Annotated in this window: 10 protein-coding genes, 1 pseudogene and 1 other annotated feature; of the genes and pseudogenes, 5 read left to right on the top strand and 6 right to left on the bottom strand. The window is 60.2% G+C overall.

The annotated features are described in order from the left end of the window. Nucleotides 1–46 precede the first annotated feature (46 nt). The 3 genes and pseudogenes from L901_RS25835 to L901_RS00650 all read right to left on the bottom strand — a co-directional run. Nucleotides 47–303: pseudogene (locus L901_RS25835) on the bottom strand (hypothetical protein); the annotation flags it as partial. Between the two features lie 33 nt (nucleotides 304–336). Next, nucleotides 337–1497 (bottom strand): ribonuclease D, encoded by a 1161-nt coding sequence (rnd, locus tag L901_RS00645; protein ID WP_059752503.1) that lies wholly within the window; start codon nucleotides 1495–1497, stop codon nucleotides 337–339. A gap of 82 nt (nucleotides 1498–1579) precedes the next feature. Beyond that, nucleotides 1580–2851: an MFS transporter gene (locus L901_RS00650; RefSeq protein ID WP_059752507.1), complete on the bottom strand. Its 1272-nt coding sequence runs from the start codon at nucleotides 2849–2851 to the stop codon at nucleotides 1580–1582. A 191-nt stretch (nucleotides 2852–3042) separates the two neighbouring features. Here L901_RS00650 and aspS point away from each other — a divergent pair, with 191 nt between their 5' ends. The 4 genes from aspS (at nucleotide 3043) to L901_RS00670 (ending at nucleotide 10631) form a co-directional block, all read left to right on the top strand. Further along, nucleotides 3043–4830, top strand: a complete 1788-nt coding sequence (gene aspS / locus L901_RS00655) for an aspartate--tRNA ligase (protein WP_059752508.1) — start codon at nucleotides 3043–3045, stop codon at nucleotides 4828–4830. A 256-nt stretch (nucleotides 4831–5086) separates the two neighbouring features. Further along, nucleotides 5087–6532 (top strand): cell envelope integrity protein CreD, encoded by a 1446-nt coding sequence (creD, locus tag L901_RS00660; protein WP_059752511.1) that lies wholly within the window; start codon nucleotides 5087–5089, stop codon nucleotides 6530–6532. A 303-nt stretch (nucleotides 6533–6835) separates the two neighbouring features. Beyond that, complete coding sequence (locus tag L901_RS00665; RefSeq protein ID WP_059752512.1) at nucleotides 6836–8941, top strand: methyl-accepting chemotaxis protein; 2106 nt, start codon at nucleotides 6836–6838, stop codon at nucleotides 8939–8941. Between the two features lie 78 nt (nucleotides 8942–9019). Beyond that, nucleotides 9020–9075, top strand: a sequence feature (sul1 is cis-regulatory element that is thought to sense ions involved in sulfur or methionine metabolism; They are found in Alphaproteobacteria). A gap of 74 nt (nucleotides 9076–9149) precedes the next feature. Then, nucleotides 9150–10631, top strand: a complete 1482-nt coding sequence (locus L901_RS00670; RefSeq protein ID WP_059752514.1) for a SulP family inorganic anion transporter — start codon at nucleotides 9150–9152, stop codon at nucleotides 10629–10631. Nucleotides 10632–10673: 42 nt separating this feature from the next. Here the strand turns inward: L901_RS00670 and L901_RS00675 are convergent, their stop codons facing one another. Beyond that, the gene (locus L901_RS00675) at nucleotides 10674–11864 is read right to left on the bottom strand and encodes a hypothetical protein (protein WP_003520791.1); all 1191 of its coding nucleotides are present in this window, start codon (nucleotides 11862–11864) and stop codon (nucleotides 10674–10676) included. A 229-nt stretch (nucleotides 11865–12093) separates the two neighbouring features. Between L901_RS00675 and parC the strand changes: the two genes are divergently transcribed. Then, nucleotides 12094–14346 (top strand): DNA topoisomerase IV subunit A, encoded by a 2253-nt coding sequence (parC, locus tag L901_RS00680; RefSeq protein ID WP_059752521.1) that lies wholly within the window; start codon nucleotides 12094–12096, stop codon nucleotides 14344–14346. A gap of 66 nt (nucleotides 14347–14412) precedes the next feature. Here parC and L901_RS00685 read toward each other — a convergent pair whose 3' ends face one another. Together L901_RS00685 and L901_RS00690 are read right to left on the bottom strand one after the other, a co-directional pair. Then, on the bottom strand, nucleotides 14413–14802 hold the full coding sequence (locus L901_RS00685) for a type II toxin-antitoxin system death-on-curing family toxin (RefSeq protein ID WP_059752524.1): 390 nt from the start codon (nucleotides 14800–14802) through the stop codon (nucleotides 14413–14415). Then, the gene (locus tag L901_RS00690) at nucleotides 14799–15020 is read right to left on the bottom strand and encodes an AbrB/MazE/SpoVT family DNA-binding domain-containing protein (protein ID WP_059752528.1); all 222 of its coding nucleotides are present in this window, start codon (nucleotides 15018–15020) and stop codon (nucleotides 14799–14801) included. The genes L901_RS00685 and L901_RS00690 overlap by 4 nt, the downstream gene beginning before the upstream one ends. Nucleotides 15021–15061 lie beyond the last annotated feature (41 nt).

Genomic DNA, 15061 nt, shown 5'->3' on the forward strand with positions numbered 1-15061 from the left:
GCTGTTGCGCTGTTGCCGCAAAATCGGCGTTGCCGCCCTTATACGCCTAATAGGATGTTCTGTAATAGACGGTTTCAAGCGGGGATTGCGGCCGGTCATCCGGCGAGCGGTTCGACCATTTGACGGGGAAGGCGGAAAACGCAGCCGGTTGCCGTCGATCCAGGCCCGGTCGAACAGGGTTTCTCCCTTGCGGGCGAAGGTGATGGCGGCGCAGGTGCGGCCGTCGACATCGAAGGGAATGTTCTCCTTCCAGCCGCTCAATCCGCAATCCATGCCTTTCGGATCGCGATTATAGCGGTCGACGTCGCCGCCGTTGCGGTGGAAAGCGGCGGGCCGTTATGGCTCGCTTGCCGCAACCTCCACCGCCTCGACCTTCTTGCCGGCAAAGCGCAGAGCGACTTCGCCATTGATGAGCTTCAGGGCCACATCGCCGAAGAGTTCCCGCCGCCAGCCGGTCAGCGCCGCTACGGTTGCCTTTTCGCCCTCGGCGGCGATCTTGTCCAGATCGTCGCTATTGGCGATGACCTTGGCGGCGACGCCGTGCTTGTCCGCCGTCAGCTTCAGCAGAACTTTCAAAAGTTCCACGGCAGCGCCAGAGCCTTCCGGCGCGTGGCTGTGACGCGGCGCCTTCGGCATTTCCTCTTTCGGCAGCGCCAGTGCCGCATTCACCGTTTCGACGATGGCGGTGCCGGAGGCGGAGCGCTCCCAGCCTTTGGGAATGGTGCGAAGCCGCGACAACGCCTCGGCGTCCTTCGGCTGCTGCTGGGCGATTTCGAAGATCGCATCGTCCTTCAGGACGCGTGAACGCGGCACGTTGCGGGAGCGCGCCTCACGCTCGCGCCAGGCGGCGACGAATTTGAGGATGGCAAGTTCGGTCGGCTTGCGCAGGCGCGATTTCAGCCGCAGCCACGCATCGTCGGGATGCATGTCATAGGTGTCACGCGATTCCAGAATATCCATCTCTTCGGTCAGCCACAGAGAGCGGCCTTCGCGCTCGAGCTGGGCTTTCAGCGAGAGATAGACATCGCGCAGATGGGTCACGTCGGCCAGCGCGTAATCCAGCTGCTTTTCGGTCAGCGGGCGGCGGCTCCAGTCGGTGAAACGCGAGGATTTGTCGATCTGCACGTTTTTGATCTTCTGCACCAGCTGGTCGTAGGAGATCGAATCGCCGAAACCGCAGACCATGGCGGCGACCTGCGTGTCGAAGATCGGGTGCGGAATAAGCCCACCGAGATGGTAGATGATTTCGATATCCTGGCGCGCTGCGTGGAAAACCTTCACGACGGCAGGATTGGCCATCAGCTCAAAAAGCGGGGTCAGGTCGAGACCCTTCGCCAGCGGATCGACCAGCACTTCGAGCGTCGGGCTTGCCATCTGCACGAGGCAGAGTTCCGGCCAGAAGGTCGTTTCCCGCAGAAATTCGGTGTCGATGGTGATGAATTCCGATTTCGCCAGTTCCGTGCAGGCTTCGGCGAGGGCGGCAGTCGTTTCAATCATTGTTATTGGCCAATCGTGAGAATTATCCGTCTTACTTTCCCTTTGCCGGGCGCATGTCAATACAAAGCCCGCTTTTGAAGGCTCAAGGATCGTTTTTCTCGGACGGATGGGGCTCCGCTTCATCCTTTTTGGGTGGCGGAGCTGCGGCGAGCTTCTGGAAATAGGCTGAGGTGCGCAAAAGCGAGCTGAACCGCCAGTTCCGCTCCTCCACGGGCACGCCTTCGCGCACCTGCAGCCGATAGATTGTATAGGCGATGAAAACGATCTGGATCGCGGCCGTATAGCTGAACAGCGCCTTCGGGCCGAACTGGTCGATCAGCACGGAGGCGAGCAGCGGCCCGACGGTTGCGCCCACCGACCAGAAGAACAGCAGTCCGGCCGACATCATCGCGTGTTCGCCTTCCCTGGCATGGTCGTTGCCATGGGCGGAACTCAGCGAATAGAGTGGCAGGGCGAAGGCGCCGAAGATGAAGACACCGATGATGTTGCTCCACTCATCCGTGCCGGCAAAGAAGGCGAGAAACAGGCCGACGATCACCGACCCGGCCGTGGTGGCGAGAATGATGATGCGCCGGTCGTAGCGGTCGGAATAGATGCCGAGCGGATATTGCAGCACCACGCCGCCGATGATGCCGGCGCTCATGAAGGTGGCGATGGCGGTGACGGAAAGCCCGATCTGTTCGGCATAGATCGGGCCGATATTGCGAAACGCCGCCATGCTGAGGCCGACGGCCACGCAGCCGACCACGGCAAGCGGGGAGATGCGCCAGACCGCGAAAAGATTGAAGGGAATCTGTTTCGGCGGCGCGGGGTTGGATTTGTCGGCAAGCGAGATCGGCACCAGCGACAGCGTGAGCGCCATGGCGATCAGCGAAAATACCACCGGTCCGTCGATGCCGGCGACGGGAATGATATATTGTGCGAGCGTCACGGAGCCGAGATCGACGAAGCGATAGATGGAGAGCGTGCGCGCCCGGTTGGAATTCGTCACCTGCGCGTTGATCCAGCTTTCTATCGCCGCGAAAAGACAGGCGACGGCAATGCCGGTGACGAAGCGCATCAGCATCCAGAACAGGGGATGGATGAGGAGCGGCATGGCGATCGCTGCGGCGGATGCGACGGCCGCCATGGTGGCGAAGGTGCGGATATGGCCGATCTTGCGCAGAAGGCGCGTCACCGAAATGCAGCCAAGCGCGAAGCCGAAGCTGTAGGCGGCGCTGATGAGGCCGATGGTGCTGGCGGAAAACCCTTCGGAAAGACCGCGCAGCGCTATATAGGTTCCCTGCAGGCCGTTGCCGCCGATCAGGATACCGGCAGTGACGAGAAGCGGGATAAGAGGTCTGATCTGGCTCATTGCGGGCCGACTCGGTTTGGCGGGCTGGATTAGCCCTATCTAAAGCGAAGGCAGGGGAAAGGACAGGCTGAAGGCGACATTGTTGTGCTTTGCCTTGACAAATCAGGCTGGCCATGCGCTTTTCCGGCAAATTTCGACAGTGCCGCCCATCTGGCCTCCATCAGGCCCACGACACGTTCCAGGATAAAAAAATGCATCGTTACCGCAGCCACACCTGTGCCGCTCTCCGCAAGTCCGACGTCGGCGAAACCGTTCGCCTTTCCGGTTGGGTTCATCGCGTGCGAGATCATGGCGGCGTTCTCTTCATCGACCTTCGCGACCATTACGGCATCACCCAGGTCGTCGCCGATCCGGACAGCCCGGCCTTCAAGGTTGCCGAGACGGTTCGCGGCGAATGGGTCATCCGCATCGACGGCCTCGTCAAGGCGCGTTCGGAAGACACCGTCAACAAGGGCATGGCGACCGGCGAGATCGAGCTTTATGCGCAGGAAATCGAGGTTCTCGGCGTTGCCAAGGAACTGCCGCTGCCGGTCTTCGGCGAGCCGGAGTACCCGGAAGACGTTCGCCTGAAATACCGCTTCCTCGATCTTCGCCGCGAGACGCTGCACAAGAACATCGTCAAGCGCACGCAGATCATCTCCGCGATGCGCACCGGCATGGCCGATGCCGGTTTCGCCGAATATACGACGCCGATCCTCACCGCTTCCTCGCCGGAAGGCGCGCGCGACTTCCTCGTGCCGTCGCGCATCCATGAAGGCAAGTTCTTCGCGCTGCCGCAGGCGCCGCAGCAGTATAAGCAGCTTCTGATGGTCGCCGGTTTCGACCGTTATTTCCAGATCGCGCCGTGCTTCCGCGATGAAGACCCGCGCGCCGACCGCCTGCCGGGCGAGTTCTACCAGCTCGACGTCGAAATGAGCTTCGTGACCCAGGAAGATGTCTGGACCACGATGGAGCCGATGATGACGGCCGTGTTCGAGAAATTCGCCGAAGGCAAGCCGGTTACGAAACAGTGGCCGCGCATTCCCTATGACGAGGCGATCCGCAAATATGGTTCCGACAAGCCGGACCTGCGCAACCCGATCGTCATGGAAGCCGTGACCGAACATTTCGACGGTTCGGGCTTCAAGGTCTTCGCCAACATGATCGCTTCCAACCCCAAGGTTCAGGTCTGGGCCATTCCGGCCAAGACCGGCGGTTCGCGCGCTTTCTGCGACCGCATGAACGCATGGGCGCAGTCTCAAGGCCAGCCCGGCCTCGGCTACATCTTCTGGAAGGAAGAGGACGGCAAGGTCGGCGGTTCCGGCCCGCTCGCCAAGAACATCGGCGAGGAACGCACCGAGGCGCTGCGCCAGCAGCTCGGTCTTGAGGCGGGCGACGCCTGCTTCTTTGTCGCCGGCGATCCGGCCAAGTTCTACAAGTTTGCCGGCGAGGCGCGCACCCGCGCTGCCGACGAGCTGAACCTGATCGACCGCGACCGTTTCGAAATGTGCTGGATCGTCGACTTCCCCTTCTTCGAATATAACGAGGAAGAAAAGAAGATCGACTTCGCCCACAACCCCTTCTCCATGCCGCAGGGCGGTCTGGAAGCGCTGGAATGGCAGGATCCGCTCTCCATCAAGGCGTTCCAGTATGACGCGGTCTGCAACGGCTTCGAAATCGCCTCCGGCTCGATCCGTAACCAGTCGCCCGAGCTGATGGTCAAGGCCTTCGAAAAGGTGGGCCTGTCGCAGAGCGATGTGGAAGAGCGCTTCGGCGGTCTCTACCGTGCCTTCCAGTATGGCGCGCCTCCGCATGGCGGCTGCGCATTCGGCATCGACCGCGTCGTCATGCTGCTGGTTGGCGCCAAGAACCTGCGCGAAATCACGCTGTTCCCGATGAACCAGCAGGCGCAGGACCTCCTGATGAACGCGCCTTCGCCGGCAACGCCGACCCAGCTTCGTGAGTTGGCGCTGCGCGTCGTTCCGTCCAAGAAGGACTGATCTGGAGCCATTCAGATTTCGAACAAAGGGCTGGCGGCAACGCCGGCCCTTTGCGTTTTTTACAACGAACGCGGCAAAGCCACAATTTTACCGCGAGTCGAACCGAATTCCGCACATAATCAGCCGAAATCCGATCCCAGTATAGGTCCCGCGTTCACTTGGGGGACGCAAGACTATCAGGGGTTTTAAACTTGGGACAGCGCCGGCCGAACTTCGCTTTCGGTTCCGGTGCGATCATATTTAGAAGGATTTCAGAATGGTACATGAAACGGGAAAAGATATTGCCCCGGCGGGCGGGCAGGCTCCTCCAGCCCATCCGCGCGGCAATTTCGCTGTCAGTCTGCGCTCGCCGGGCGCAAAGTTCCTGATGATCGGCTTCATATCGATGGTTCTGCTCGTGCCGCTCCTGCTGGTCTGGGGGCTGACGGAAGAGCGTGCCTCGCGGGCGGAAGAGGTTTCCGGACGCATCGCGAATGGCTGGGGCGGCGATCAGGTGGTGAACGGTCCCTATCTTGCCGTGCCCTTCGATGTGGAGCGCCGCCGCGAGGTGGACGGTCGCAGCATCGTCGACCGCATCACCGAGTGGGTGCTGGTCATGCCGGAAACGCTTGATGTCACGGCCGACCTGAAGACGGAGGAGAAGCAACTGTCGATCTACAGCCTGCCGGTCTACAACGGCAACCTCTTGCTGAAAGGCCGCTTCGGTTCCGGTATCCTACAGGACCTTGCGCGCTTCTCCGGCACGCCGCGACTGGACAACGCCATTCTCGTTCTCAGCATTCAGGATATTACCGGCATCCGGTCCAGCGCCGGCGTCAAAATCGATGGCGGCCCGGTTCTGCCCTTTGATCCCGGCATGCGGGATATTTCGGTCATGACCAACCGCGCCGGTCCGGAGGTATCGATCCGGTCCGACGCCGGTGTGCACAGGCCGATTGAGAAAAACCTCATCGAAACGGGCTTCGCCTTCGACATCGCCTTTTCCCTGAATGGCTCCGGCAGTTTCGCCGTTGCGCCGGCGGGCCAGACGACGAGTTTTGCAGCAAACGCCGATTGGCCGCATCCGGGTTTCGAAGGCCTGTTCCTGCCCGAGCAAAAGACTGTCACTGCCACGGATTTCAAGGCCAGCTGGACAATTCCCTATCTTGCAAGGGGCATAGACCGGGTGGTGGAGGGTACGCGCCTGCCGCTGTCGGGCAGTCTCATGACGATCAATCTCGTCGAACCCGTCAAGTTCTACCAGATCATTGCGCGGACGCTGAAATATTCGATCGGTTTTATCTCGCTGGTTTTCCTCGCCGTCTTTATCGTCGAACTCAAGGGCGGCAATGTCGTGCACTGGATACAATACGTGCTGACGGGGCTGGCTCTCGTCATATTCTATGTTCTGCTGCTTGCACTCTCCGAGCATACGGGCTTTGCGATCGCCTATGCCGCGGCATCGATGTCGACGGCGGCGCTGATCGCATCCTATCTCGGAAGCGCAACCAATAGTCGCAGGAGTGGCGTAGCGCTGTTTACGGTTTTGGCGGTCGCCTATGGCGTCATGTATCTGGTTCTGAATGAAGATGAATATGCGCTGCTGGCCGGTGCGGTGATTTCCTTCATTGCCATTGCAGCAACCATGTACGCCACCAGGCAGGTCGACTGGTCGAGCACCGGATCCTCACGCGCGGGCAATACCTCGGACAATATGGCATAGTTTCCGTCCGCTCCGAAGGGATCCGTCCGGACGGCCACAACGCCGGATTTTCCTTATCCGGCTTGGCATCCGGCGCGAAGAGCGGGGAGCATGGGGCGAGGTGGGAAAGCATTGCTTTCCCACCTCTTATCTATTGTAGAGATCTTGCTCGTGCAGGCCTGTTGCTTGCAAATGTCGTAAGCTTCTTCCATTTGACCTGCGGGTTGTCATAAAAACTTAATTAAACTGACAAATCCGGTAGAGGACTTCTTAAGTCTTGTCGATCATTCATCGCCCTCATGAAATTTCACAAACGAGGGTTGAATGTTTTCGCTGGTCTCGACGTTCAAAATAGCGCATCGCGTGTCCATGCTGGCGCTGGCTGCGCTGTGCGGTATCGCCGTCATCGCGGGCATGCTGCTCTGGCAAAGACAGATGGAGGCGCGTTATCGCGTCGCTGAAGATGCATTGATCCAGAGGGACGGCGTGTTGACCACACTGGTGGATGCCCTGCATGAAAGCCGCCTGAACCAGAAGGATTTCCTGCTGTCGAAAGATATGAATTCCGTCGCGCAGTTCGACCAGACGATGGGGAAGGTCGAGCAGTCCGTCGCTTCCCTTGACGGCGGTGCCGCACCGCAGACGCGTTTGAAACTCGGCGCGCTGGCGCAGGGTGTCGTTGCCTATGGCGATCGCATGAAGGCGCTGGTCGCCAAGAACGCGGAACTGGGCCTCACGCCTGCCGAAGGCCTTGAGGGCGCCATGCGCAACGGCGTGCATTCCATCGAAAAACTGATCGACGTCGTCGCCAATGCCGAAATCCGCGCCAGCATGCTGATGATGCGCCGGCACGAAAAGGATTTCATCCTGCGGCGGGACGAGGCCTATGTCGCAAAACACGCAGCCGAGGTAGAGACCTTCAAGGCGCTGGTGAAGCTGGAATATCGGCCGGGCGCCGAGCGTCAGCGCATCATGGATGCACTGGAAATATACACCGCCTCCTTCCGCTTTTATGCTCAGGCCGTGCTGGAGGAGGAGAAGGCGCGCGAAACCGTCGCCTCCGCCTATAATGCGCTGCTGCCCGTGGTCGCAGAGATTTCCACCATTTACCGGCAGGAGCGGGAAGCAAGCGCCCTTGAGAACAGCGCCGCGGCGGATAGAACGGTTTCGATTGTCGTCGCCCTTATCGCGCTCACCGTCGCGAGCCTTTTTGCCGGGGTCTATTTCATCGGCCGTTCGATAACCCGCCCGGCGACCGCGATTACCGGAGCGATGCGCCGTCTGGCCGAGGGCGAAACGGAATTTGCCGTTCCCGGTCTGCACCGCCGGGATGAATTCGGCGCCATGGCCCATGCACTGGAAATCTTCCGGCAGGCGGCCATCGCAAAAATCGAACTGGAGACGCAGGCGCTCGCGGCCCGGCAGCAGGCCGAAGCCGAAAAGGCGCGGTTCCAGCGCGAGGCGGAAACCGAAGCGCAGGCAAGGCTGATGCAGGCGACGACCGGCCTTGCGGCCGCACTTCGCCGCCTTGCAGACGGCGATCTCTCCTTCGAACTGAACGAGCCTTTCGCCCCGGATTTCGAAGCCCTGCGTCACGATCTCAACCGGACGATCCGCCAGCTCGATGCCGCCATGTCCGGTGTCGTGCAGTCGAGCGTGGCCATCGATGGCGGCAGCCAGGAAATCAGCCAGAGTGCCGCCGATCTCGCCCGCCGCACCGAGCAGCAGGCCGCCTCGCTGGAGGAAACCGCCGCCGCGCTGGATGAATTGACGGCGAATATCCGCATATCGGCGGAGCGTGCGGTGGAAGCCCGCGCGGTCGCCCATTCGACCGACGAGGACGCCAGCCGCACGGCCGACCTCGTTGTCGATACGATCATGGCGATGGAGAAGATCGAGCAATCGTCAGGCCGTATCGGCAATATCATCGGCGTCATCGACGAGATTGCCTTCCAGACCAACCTTCTTGCGCTCAATGCCGGCGTGGAGGCGGCGCGCGCAGGCGAGGCGGGGCGCGGTTTTGCCGTCGTCGCACAGGAGGTCAGGGAGCTGGCGCAGCGCTCCGCGAAGGCCGCCGCCGAAATCAAGCTGCTTATCCATGCCTCCGGTACAGAGGTGAAGGACGGCGCGCGCTTCGTGCGGGAAACCGGCGCGGCCCTGTCGCGCATTGGCGGCTCGGTGAAGACGATCAACGACCATATCGAAGCCATCGCCGCCGCGACAAAAGAGCAGTCGCTGGGGCTCTCCGAGATCAACACCGCAGTCAATCATCTCGATCAGGGCACGCAGCAGAACGCCGCCATGGTCGAGGAAAACAATGCCGCCAGCGCCATGCTGGCGGGCGAGACGGCGCGTCTCAAGCAACTGGTCCATCAGTTCCGTCTGGGCGATGCAGAAATGCGGGAGTATGGCGGGCGCGAAGCGGCCTGAGGCATGCGATCGCAGACATCGAAAGCGGGCGTGCAACTTGCGGCCCGCTTTTTTGCTGTTTATAGGTGAGTTACTCACCACGGACCCGGTGAAATTCCGGGTGGCTCTTCTGGCCGCCGATCCGCCAGACAACGCAAAGCACCGACATTTCATTTCAATCTACCGGACATGGCTCCGGCCGGTGCGTCATTCTTTGCGAAAAAATCAAATGAACAGATTTCAGACTTACAGACGTGAGTGGTTTTCCAATATTCGCGGCGATCTCCTTTCCGGCATCGTCGTGGCACTCGCCCTCATTCCCGAAGCCATCGGCTTTTCCGTCATCGCCGGCGTCGATCCGAAGGTGGGATTGTTCGCCTCCTTTGCGATTGCCTGCGTCTCCGCCTTCACCGGTGGCAGACCGGGCATGATCTCGGCGGCAACCGCCGCCACCGCCGTCCTGATGGTCACGCTCGTCAAGGAACACGGGCTGCAATATCTCTTTGCCGCCACCATTCTCATGGGCGTGCTGCAAATTCTGGCGGGCCTTGTAAAACTCGGCCGGGTGATGCGCTTCGTCTCGCGTTCGGTCATGATCGGCTTCGTCAATGCGCTGGCGATCCTGATCTTCATGGCGCAATTGCCCGAGCTGATCGGCGTGCCGGTCGAAACCTACGTCATGATCGCGGCCGGCCTTGCGATCATCTATCTCTTCCCGCTGGTCACGAAGATCGTACCATCGCCGCTGGTCGCCATCATCGCTCTCACCTGTGTCGCCGTCTTTTCCGGCATGGATATCCGCACGGTCGGCGATCTCGGTGAGTTGCCCTCGACGCTGCCGATATTCGCCCTGCCGCAGGTGCCGCTGACCTTCGAGACGCTGCAGATCATCTTTCCCTATTCCGTCGCGCTCGCCGCCGTCGGTCTTCTGGAATCGCTGCTGACGGCACAGATCGTCGACGACATGACGGATACCGGCAGCAACAAGAGCCGGGAATGCATCGGGCAGGGGACGAGCAACATCGCCTCCGCCCTCATCGGCGGCATGGGCGGCTGCGCCATGATCGGCCAGTCCGTCATCAATGTCAGTTCCGGCGGTCGGGGCCGCTTGTCCACTTTCGTCGCGGGCGCGTTCCTGCTGTTCCTCATACTGGTGCTGGATGATCTCGTGCGCATCATTCCCATGGCCGCTTTGGTGGCGGTGATGATCATGGTCTCCATCGGCACATTCTCGTGGCGCTCCATCCTCGATCTGCGCCGCAACCCGCCATCCTCCAGCATCGTCATGCTGGTGACGGTCGGCACGGTGCTTGCGACCCACGATCTTGCAAAGGGCGTGTTGGCCGGCGTCCTTCTCTCCGGTGTGTTTTTCGCGGGCAAGGTGTCGAAACTCTTCCATGTCCGGCCGGAGCTTTCAGCCGATGGCCGGGAGCGGATTTATCGCGTCGATGGCCAGATTTTCTTTGCCTCGACGGAAAGCTTCATCGCCGCCTTCGATTTTGCCGAGGAGGTTGAGGCGGTGACAATCGATGTCACCCAGGCGCATCTGTGGGATATTTCCGCGGTCGGCGCTCTGGACAAGGTGGTCCTGAAATTCCGCAAGGCCGGCAGGCGGGTCGAGGTGATCGGCGTCAACGAGGCGAGCGCCCACATGATCGACCGCTTCGCCCTGCACGATAAACAGGATGGTGCTGCCGCGCCGCTGCACTGAGCGCAAAAGAAAAGCCCCGGCATGACCGGGGCTTTTTTAGTTTTATTCGTTTGCCGTCACCGTGACGCCGAGCATTTTCGGCAGGGTGTTCGGCGCGCCCATCGCAGCGCCCATGATCATCGGGAACGGAACCGGCTTTTCCGGCTCCGCCGTGATCGAGAAGTTTTTCGGATTGTCGACATAGGCGTTGACGGCCGCCGACACCATGTTCTGCAGTTCCGGCACGTTGAGCGAGGCCATCATGATCGGGGCCATGCCCTTGATGGTCTGGGCAAGCTGATCGCCCGTCATGCCCTGCTGGCTTGCGGCATAGTCGATGGCGCGCTTGGTGATGCTGGCGTCTTCGAAGCTGATTTCAGCGTTGATGAAGGAGAGCTGCTGCATCAGGCCGAGCATGGCGAGGCTTGCCGCCTGGTCCGCCTGTTCCTTGTTCGGATTGGCGGCCTGCGCCTTCACCGTCTCCTGCATCGACTTGATGAAGGCGAGCGTGTAGCCGGAGAAACCGAACGACATGTTCAGGCGGCCGACATCATCGAGGTCGATGGCGTATTCTTCAACATCGATAGTACCGGAGGCCACTTCCCAGCTGCCGCTCATGGTCATGTCGCCGGAGAGCGCCTGCAGTTTCAGCTTTTCGATCGCGTCCTTGGTCGCAGGATCGGTCACTTCGCTGAGATCGGCCTTGAAACCGGAAGCGTCGAGTTCGAAGCCGATAGAGTTCTTGTCATCGCTGACCGACATTGTCGCGCTGGTTTCCTCAAGCGAGAAAGCCGGCTTGCCGTCGATGGAAACGGAAACCGGGCCGCTATGTGCTTCGTCGTAGAACATCAGCGCATCGACGGTGCCGGTGGTGGAGTCTGCGGGAATGACGAGACCGGACATGTAGATGTCGCTTGCCTTGATCTCTACATTTTCCTGCTTGTAGTCGATATTATCGAAGCGGGCGTTCTTGATCTTGTAGCCGCCGTTGTTTTCCTCGACGCCTTCGAGCGTCACATTACCGACCGGGATCTTCTTGGCCGGATCGGCGACCGCGTTGAAGGTCACGCTGTTCAGGGTCACCGTCGAGCCGTTGACGGCGACGGAGCCGGCGGCGATCTCGCCGCCCTGTGCGGCATAGGCCGCATTGATCTTCTTCAGCACATCCCCGCCATCCAGCGCAAAAGCCGGCGCCGAAAGCGTAAGAAGCGCGGCGCTCGCGAAAAGAACCTGCCGGGTGGATTTCAGTCTCATGATGTTTCTTCCCTCAACGTACGGCTGTGTACCGTGTTCGAATTCGAATGCTGATACTTATATTCGCGATTATTCAAAGGTCTATAGGATTTAGATCGATTCCCATGACGGCGGCATTGCGGCATTTGCAACGCGGTTAACAAAAAATCGCATGAAAGGGTTGCGTTCATCCACAGGCGCGACCCCCGAATTTCTTGCCGGGAATCGGCATTTCCGCTAGTCAAGCACCATGGGAAAAAATCTTGTACCTCCGTCCGGCGGAGACGATAACATTCATCCGGTCGATTTGAAGGCGGCGCTTGAAGAGCGCTACCTCGCTTACGCCTTGTCCACGATCATGCATCGTGCGCTGCCGGATGTGCGCGACGGCCTGAAGCCGGTTCATCGCCGCATCATTCACGCCATGAGTGAAATGGGCATTCGCCCCAACTCGGCCTTCAAGAAATGCGCCCGTATCGTCGGTGACGTGATCGGTAAATTCCATCCGCATGGCGATCAGTCGGTCTATGATGCGCTGGTGCGTCTCGCGCAGGATTTCTCGCAGCGTTATCCGATTGTCGACGGGCAGGGCAATTTCGGCAATATCGATGGCGACGGCGCCGCCGCCTATCGTTACACCGAAGCGCGCATGACCGAGGTTGCGGCGCTGCTGCTCGAGGGCATCGGCGAGGATGCGGTGGATTTCCGCGCCACCTATAACGAGGAAGACGAGGAACCGGTCGTCTTGCCGGGCGCGTTCCCCAATCTGCTCGCCAATGGCGCCTCCGGCATTGCGGTGGGCATGGCGACCTCGATCCCGCCGCATAACGCCCATGAACTTTGCGACGCGGCGCTTTACCTCATCAAGCATCCCGATGCGACGGTGGAAAAGCTGGTGGAATTCATTCCCGGCCCCGACCTGCCGACCGGCGGCGTGATCGTCGAAAGCCGCGAGAATATTCTCGATGCCTATAAGACCGGTCGTGGCGGTTTCCGCGTGCGCGCCAAATGGGAGACGGAAGATCTCGGCCGCGGCGGTTACCAGATCGTCATCACCGAAATTCCCTTCCAGGTGCAGAAATCGCGCCTGATCGAGAAGATCGCCGAGCTGCTGATTGCCCGCAAGCTGCCGCTTCTCGAGGATATTCGCGACGAATCGGCCGAAGACGTGCGCATCGTGCTGGTTCCGAAGAGCCGTACCGTCGATGCGACGCTGCTGATGGAATCGCTGTTCCGCCTGTCCGACCTCGAAAGCCGCCTGCCGCTCAACATGAACGTGCTGTCGCTCGGCAAGGTGCCGAAGGTGATGGCGCTGAACGAGGTGCTGAGCGAGTGGTTGGCGCATCGCAAGGACGTGCTGGTCCGCCGTTCCCGCCACCGTCTGGCGGCCATCGACCGCAGGCTGGAAATCCTGGGCGGCCTGCTCGTCGCCTATCTCAATCTCGATGAGGTCATCCGCATCATCCGCGAGGAGGATGAGCCGAAACAGGTGATGATGGCCAAGTGGTCGCTCACCGACAACCAGGCCGAAGCCATCCTCAACATGCGGCTGCGCAACCTGCGCAAGCTCGAGGAATTCGAAATCCGTAAGGAGTTCGACGACCTCAGCAATGAGAAGGCCGAGATCGAGGCGCTGCTCGCTTCCGATGACAAGCAATGGCAGACCGTCGCCTGGGAAATCGGCGAGGTCAAAAAGAAATATGCCAAGGCAACCGAGATCGGCCGCCGCCGCACGCAGTTCGCGGATGCGCCGGATGCTGATATCGAGGCCATCCAGCAGGCGATGATCGAGAAAGAACCGGTCACCATCGTCATCTCGCAGAAGGGCTGGATCCGGGCGCTGAAGGGGCACATGTCCGACACCTCGTCGCTCACCTTCAAGGAAGGCGACGGCCCGAAACTCGCTTTCCCTGCGCAGACGACCGACAAGCTGCTGCTGCTGACGACAGGCGGCAAGGCCTATACGCTCGGCGCAGACAAGCTGCCGGGCGGTCGCGGCCACGGCGAGCCTATCCGCATCATGGTCGACATGGAAAACGATCAGGACATCCTGACCGCCTTCGTACACGATCCGTCACGCAAGCTGCTGCTCGTCTCCACGGCCGGCAACGGTTTCATCGTGCCCGAGAGCGAAATGGTCGCGAATACCCGCAAGGGCAAGCAGATCATGAATGTCTCGATGCCCGATGAAGCCAAGCTCGCCGTGCCGGTCACGGGCGACCATGTCGCCGTCGTTGGCGAAAACCGCAAGCTCCTGGCCTTCCCGCTGGCGCAGGTGCCGGAAATGTCGCGCGGCAAGGGCGTGCGCCTGCAGCGCTACAAGGATGGCGGCGTTGTCGACGTTAAATGTTTCGCGCTTGCCGAAGGCTTGTCATGGTCCGACACGGCCGGGCGTCTCTTCAACAAGGTGGGTGAAGAACTGCGCGAATGGCTGGCCGACCGCGCAACAGCGGGCCGCACCGTGCCGAAGGGCTTTCCGCGCAGCGGGAAGTTTGGTGGGTAAAGCCGTCCGGTATTGACAGGTTATCGATGAAACGCCGCGTATCGAAACGATATGCGGCGTTTCTGTTCAATGGAGCGGGATAGTGTGATCTTTGAGAAAACGGTATGCGCCGTCCTCATCGATCTCACCTGCTGCGACATCAAGAACAAAAGCCACGATGTCCGCTTGCTCGGCAACGACTTCAAGTCCGTTGATAAAAAGGAAGGTGTAGGCGGCGAGAAAAGCCGTGCGTTTGTTACCGTCGGAAAAGGGATGGTTGCGCGCTATACCGTAAAGATAAGCGGCGGCGAGTTTCAGCGGTTCCTCTTCTCCATAGGCAGCTTTGTGCAATGGACGCGCCAAAGCTGCCTCGAGTGCGTTTTCATCCTTTAGGCCCGGCAAGCCACCGTGTTCGGCTAATTGCTCTTGATGTATAACTTCGATGGCGACACGGGAGAGCCACTTTATATTGCTCACTTGGCAAGTTCTCTCAGAGCTGTATGGTATTTTTTCATACCACGCCGGGCGGCTTCAAGCTGTTCTCTCAGTTCCGCATGCTCGGGAACGAGTTCGATATTGCCGGCAGTTTCTCTGAGTTCCAGCGCGTCGCCGGCCTTGAGACCCATGCGATCCAGAACTTCCTTCGGAATGATGATGCCTTCGGAATTGCCGATTTTGCGGATCGTAATGTTCATGGTGATAACTCCTGTTATAACAATCGTTATAACATGGCTGA

Origin of the sequence: Agrobacterium sp. D14 (assembly GCF_001526505.1) — a bacterium.
Classification (GTDB): domain Bacteria; phylum Pseudomonadota; class Alphaproteobacteria; order Rhizobiales; family Rhizobiaceae; genus Agrobacterium; species Agrobacterium leguminum.

Excerpts from the sequence above, each read along its gene's own strand:
- rnd (WP_059752503.1), bottom strand. The coding sequence starts at position 1,497 with ATGATTGAAACGACTGCCGCCCTCGCCGAAGCCTGCACGGAACTGGCG.
- L901_RS00650 (WP_059752507.1), bottom strand. The coding sequence starts at position 2,851 with ATGAGCCAGATCAGACCTCTTATCCCGCTTCTCGTCACTGCCGGTATC.
- aspS (WP_059752508.1), top strand. The coding sequence starts at position 3,043 with ATGCATCGTTACCGCAGCCACACCTGTGCCGCTCTCCGCAAGTCCGAC.
- creD (WP_059752511.1), top strand. The coding sequence starts at position 5,087 with ATGGTACATGAAACGGGAAAAGATATTGCCCCGGCGGGCGGGCAGGCT.
- L901_RS00665 (WP_059752512.1), top strand. The coding sequence starts at position 6,836 with ATGTTTTCGCTGGTCTCGACGTTCAAAATAGCGCATCGCGTGTCCATG.
- L901_RS00670 (WP_059752514.1), top strand. The coding sequence starts at position 9,150 with ATGAACAGATTTCAGACTTACAGACGTGAGTGGTTTTCCAATATTCGC.
- L901_RS00675 (WP_003520791.1), bottom strand. The coding sequence starts at position 11,864 with ATGAGACTGAAATCCACCCGGCAGGTTCTTTTCGCGAGCGCCGCGCTT.
- parC (WP_059752521.1), top strand. The coding sequence starts at position 12,094 with ATGGGAAAAAATCTTGTACCTCCGTCCGGCGGAGACGATAACATTCAT.
- L901_RS00690 (WP_059752528.1), bottom strand. The coding sequence starts at position 15,020 with ATGAACATTACGATCCGCAAAATCGGCAATTCCGAAGGCATCATCATT.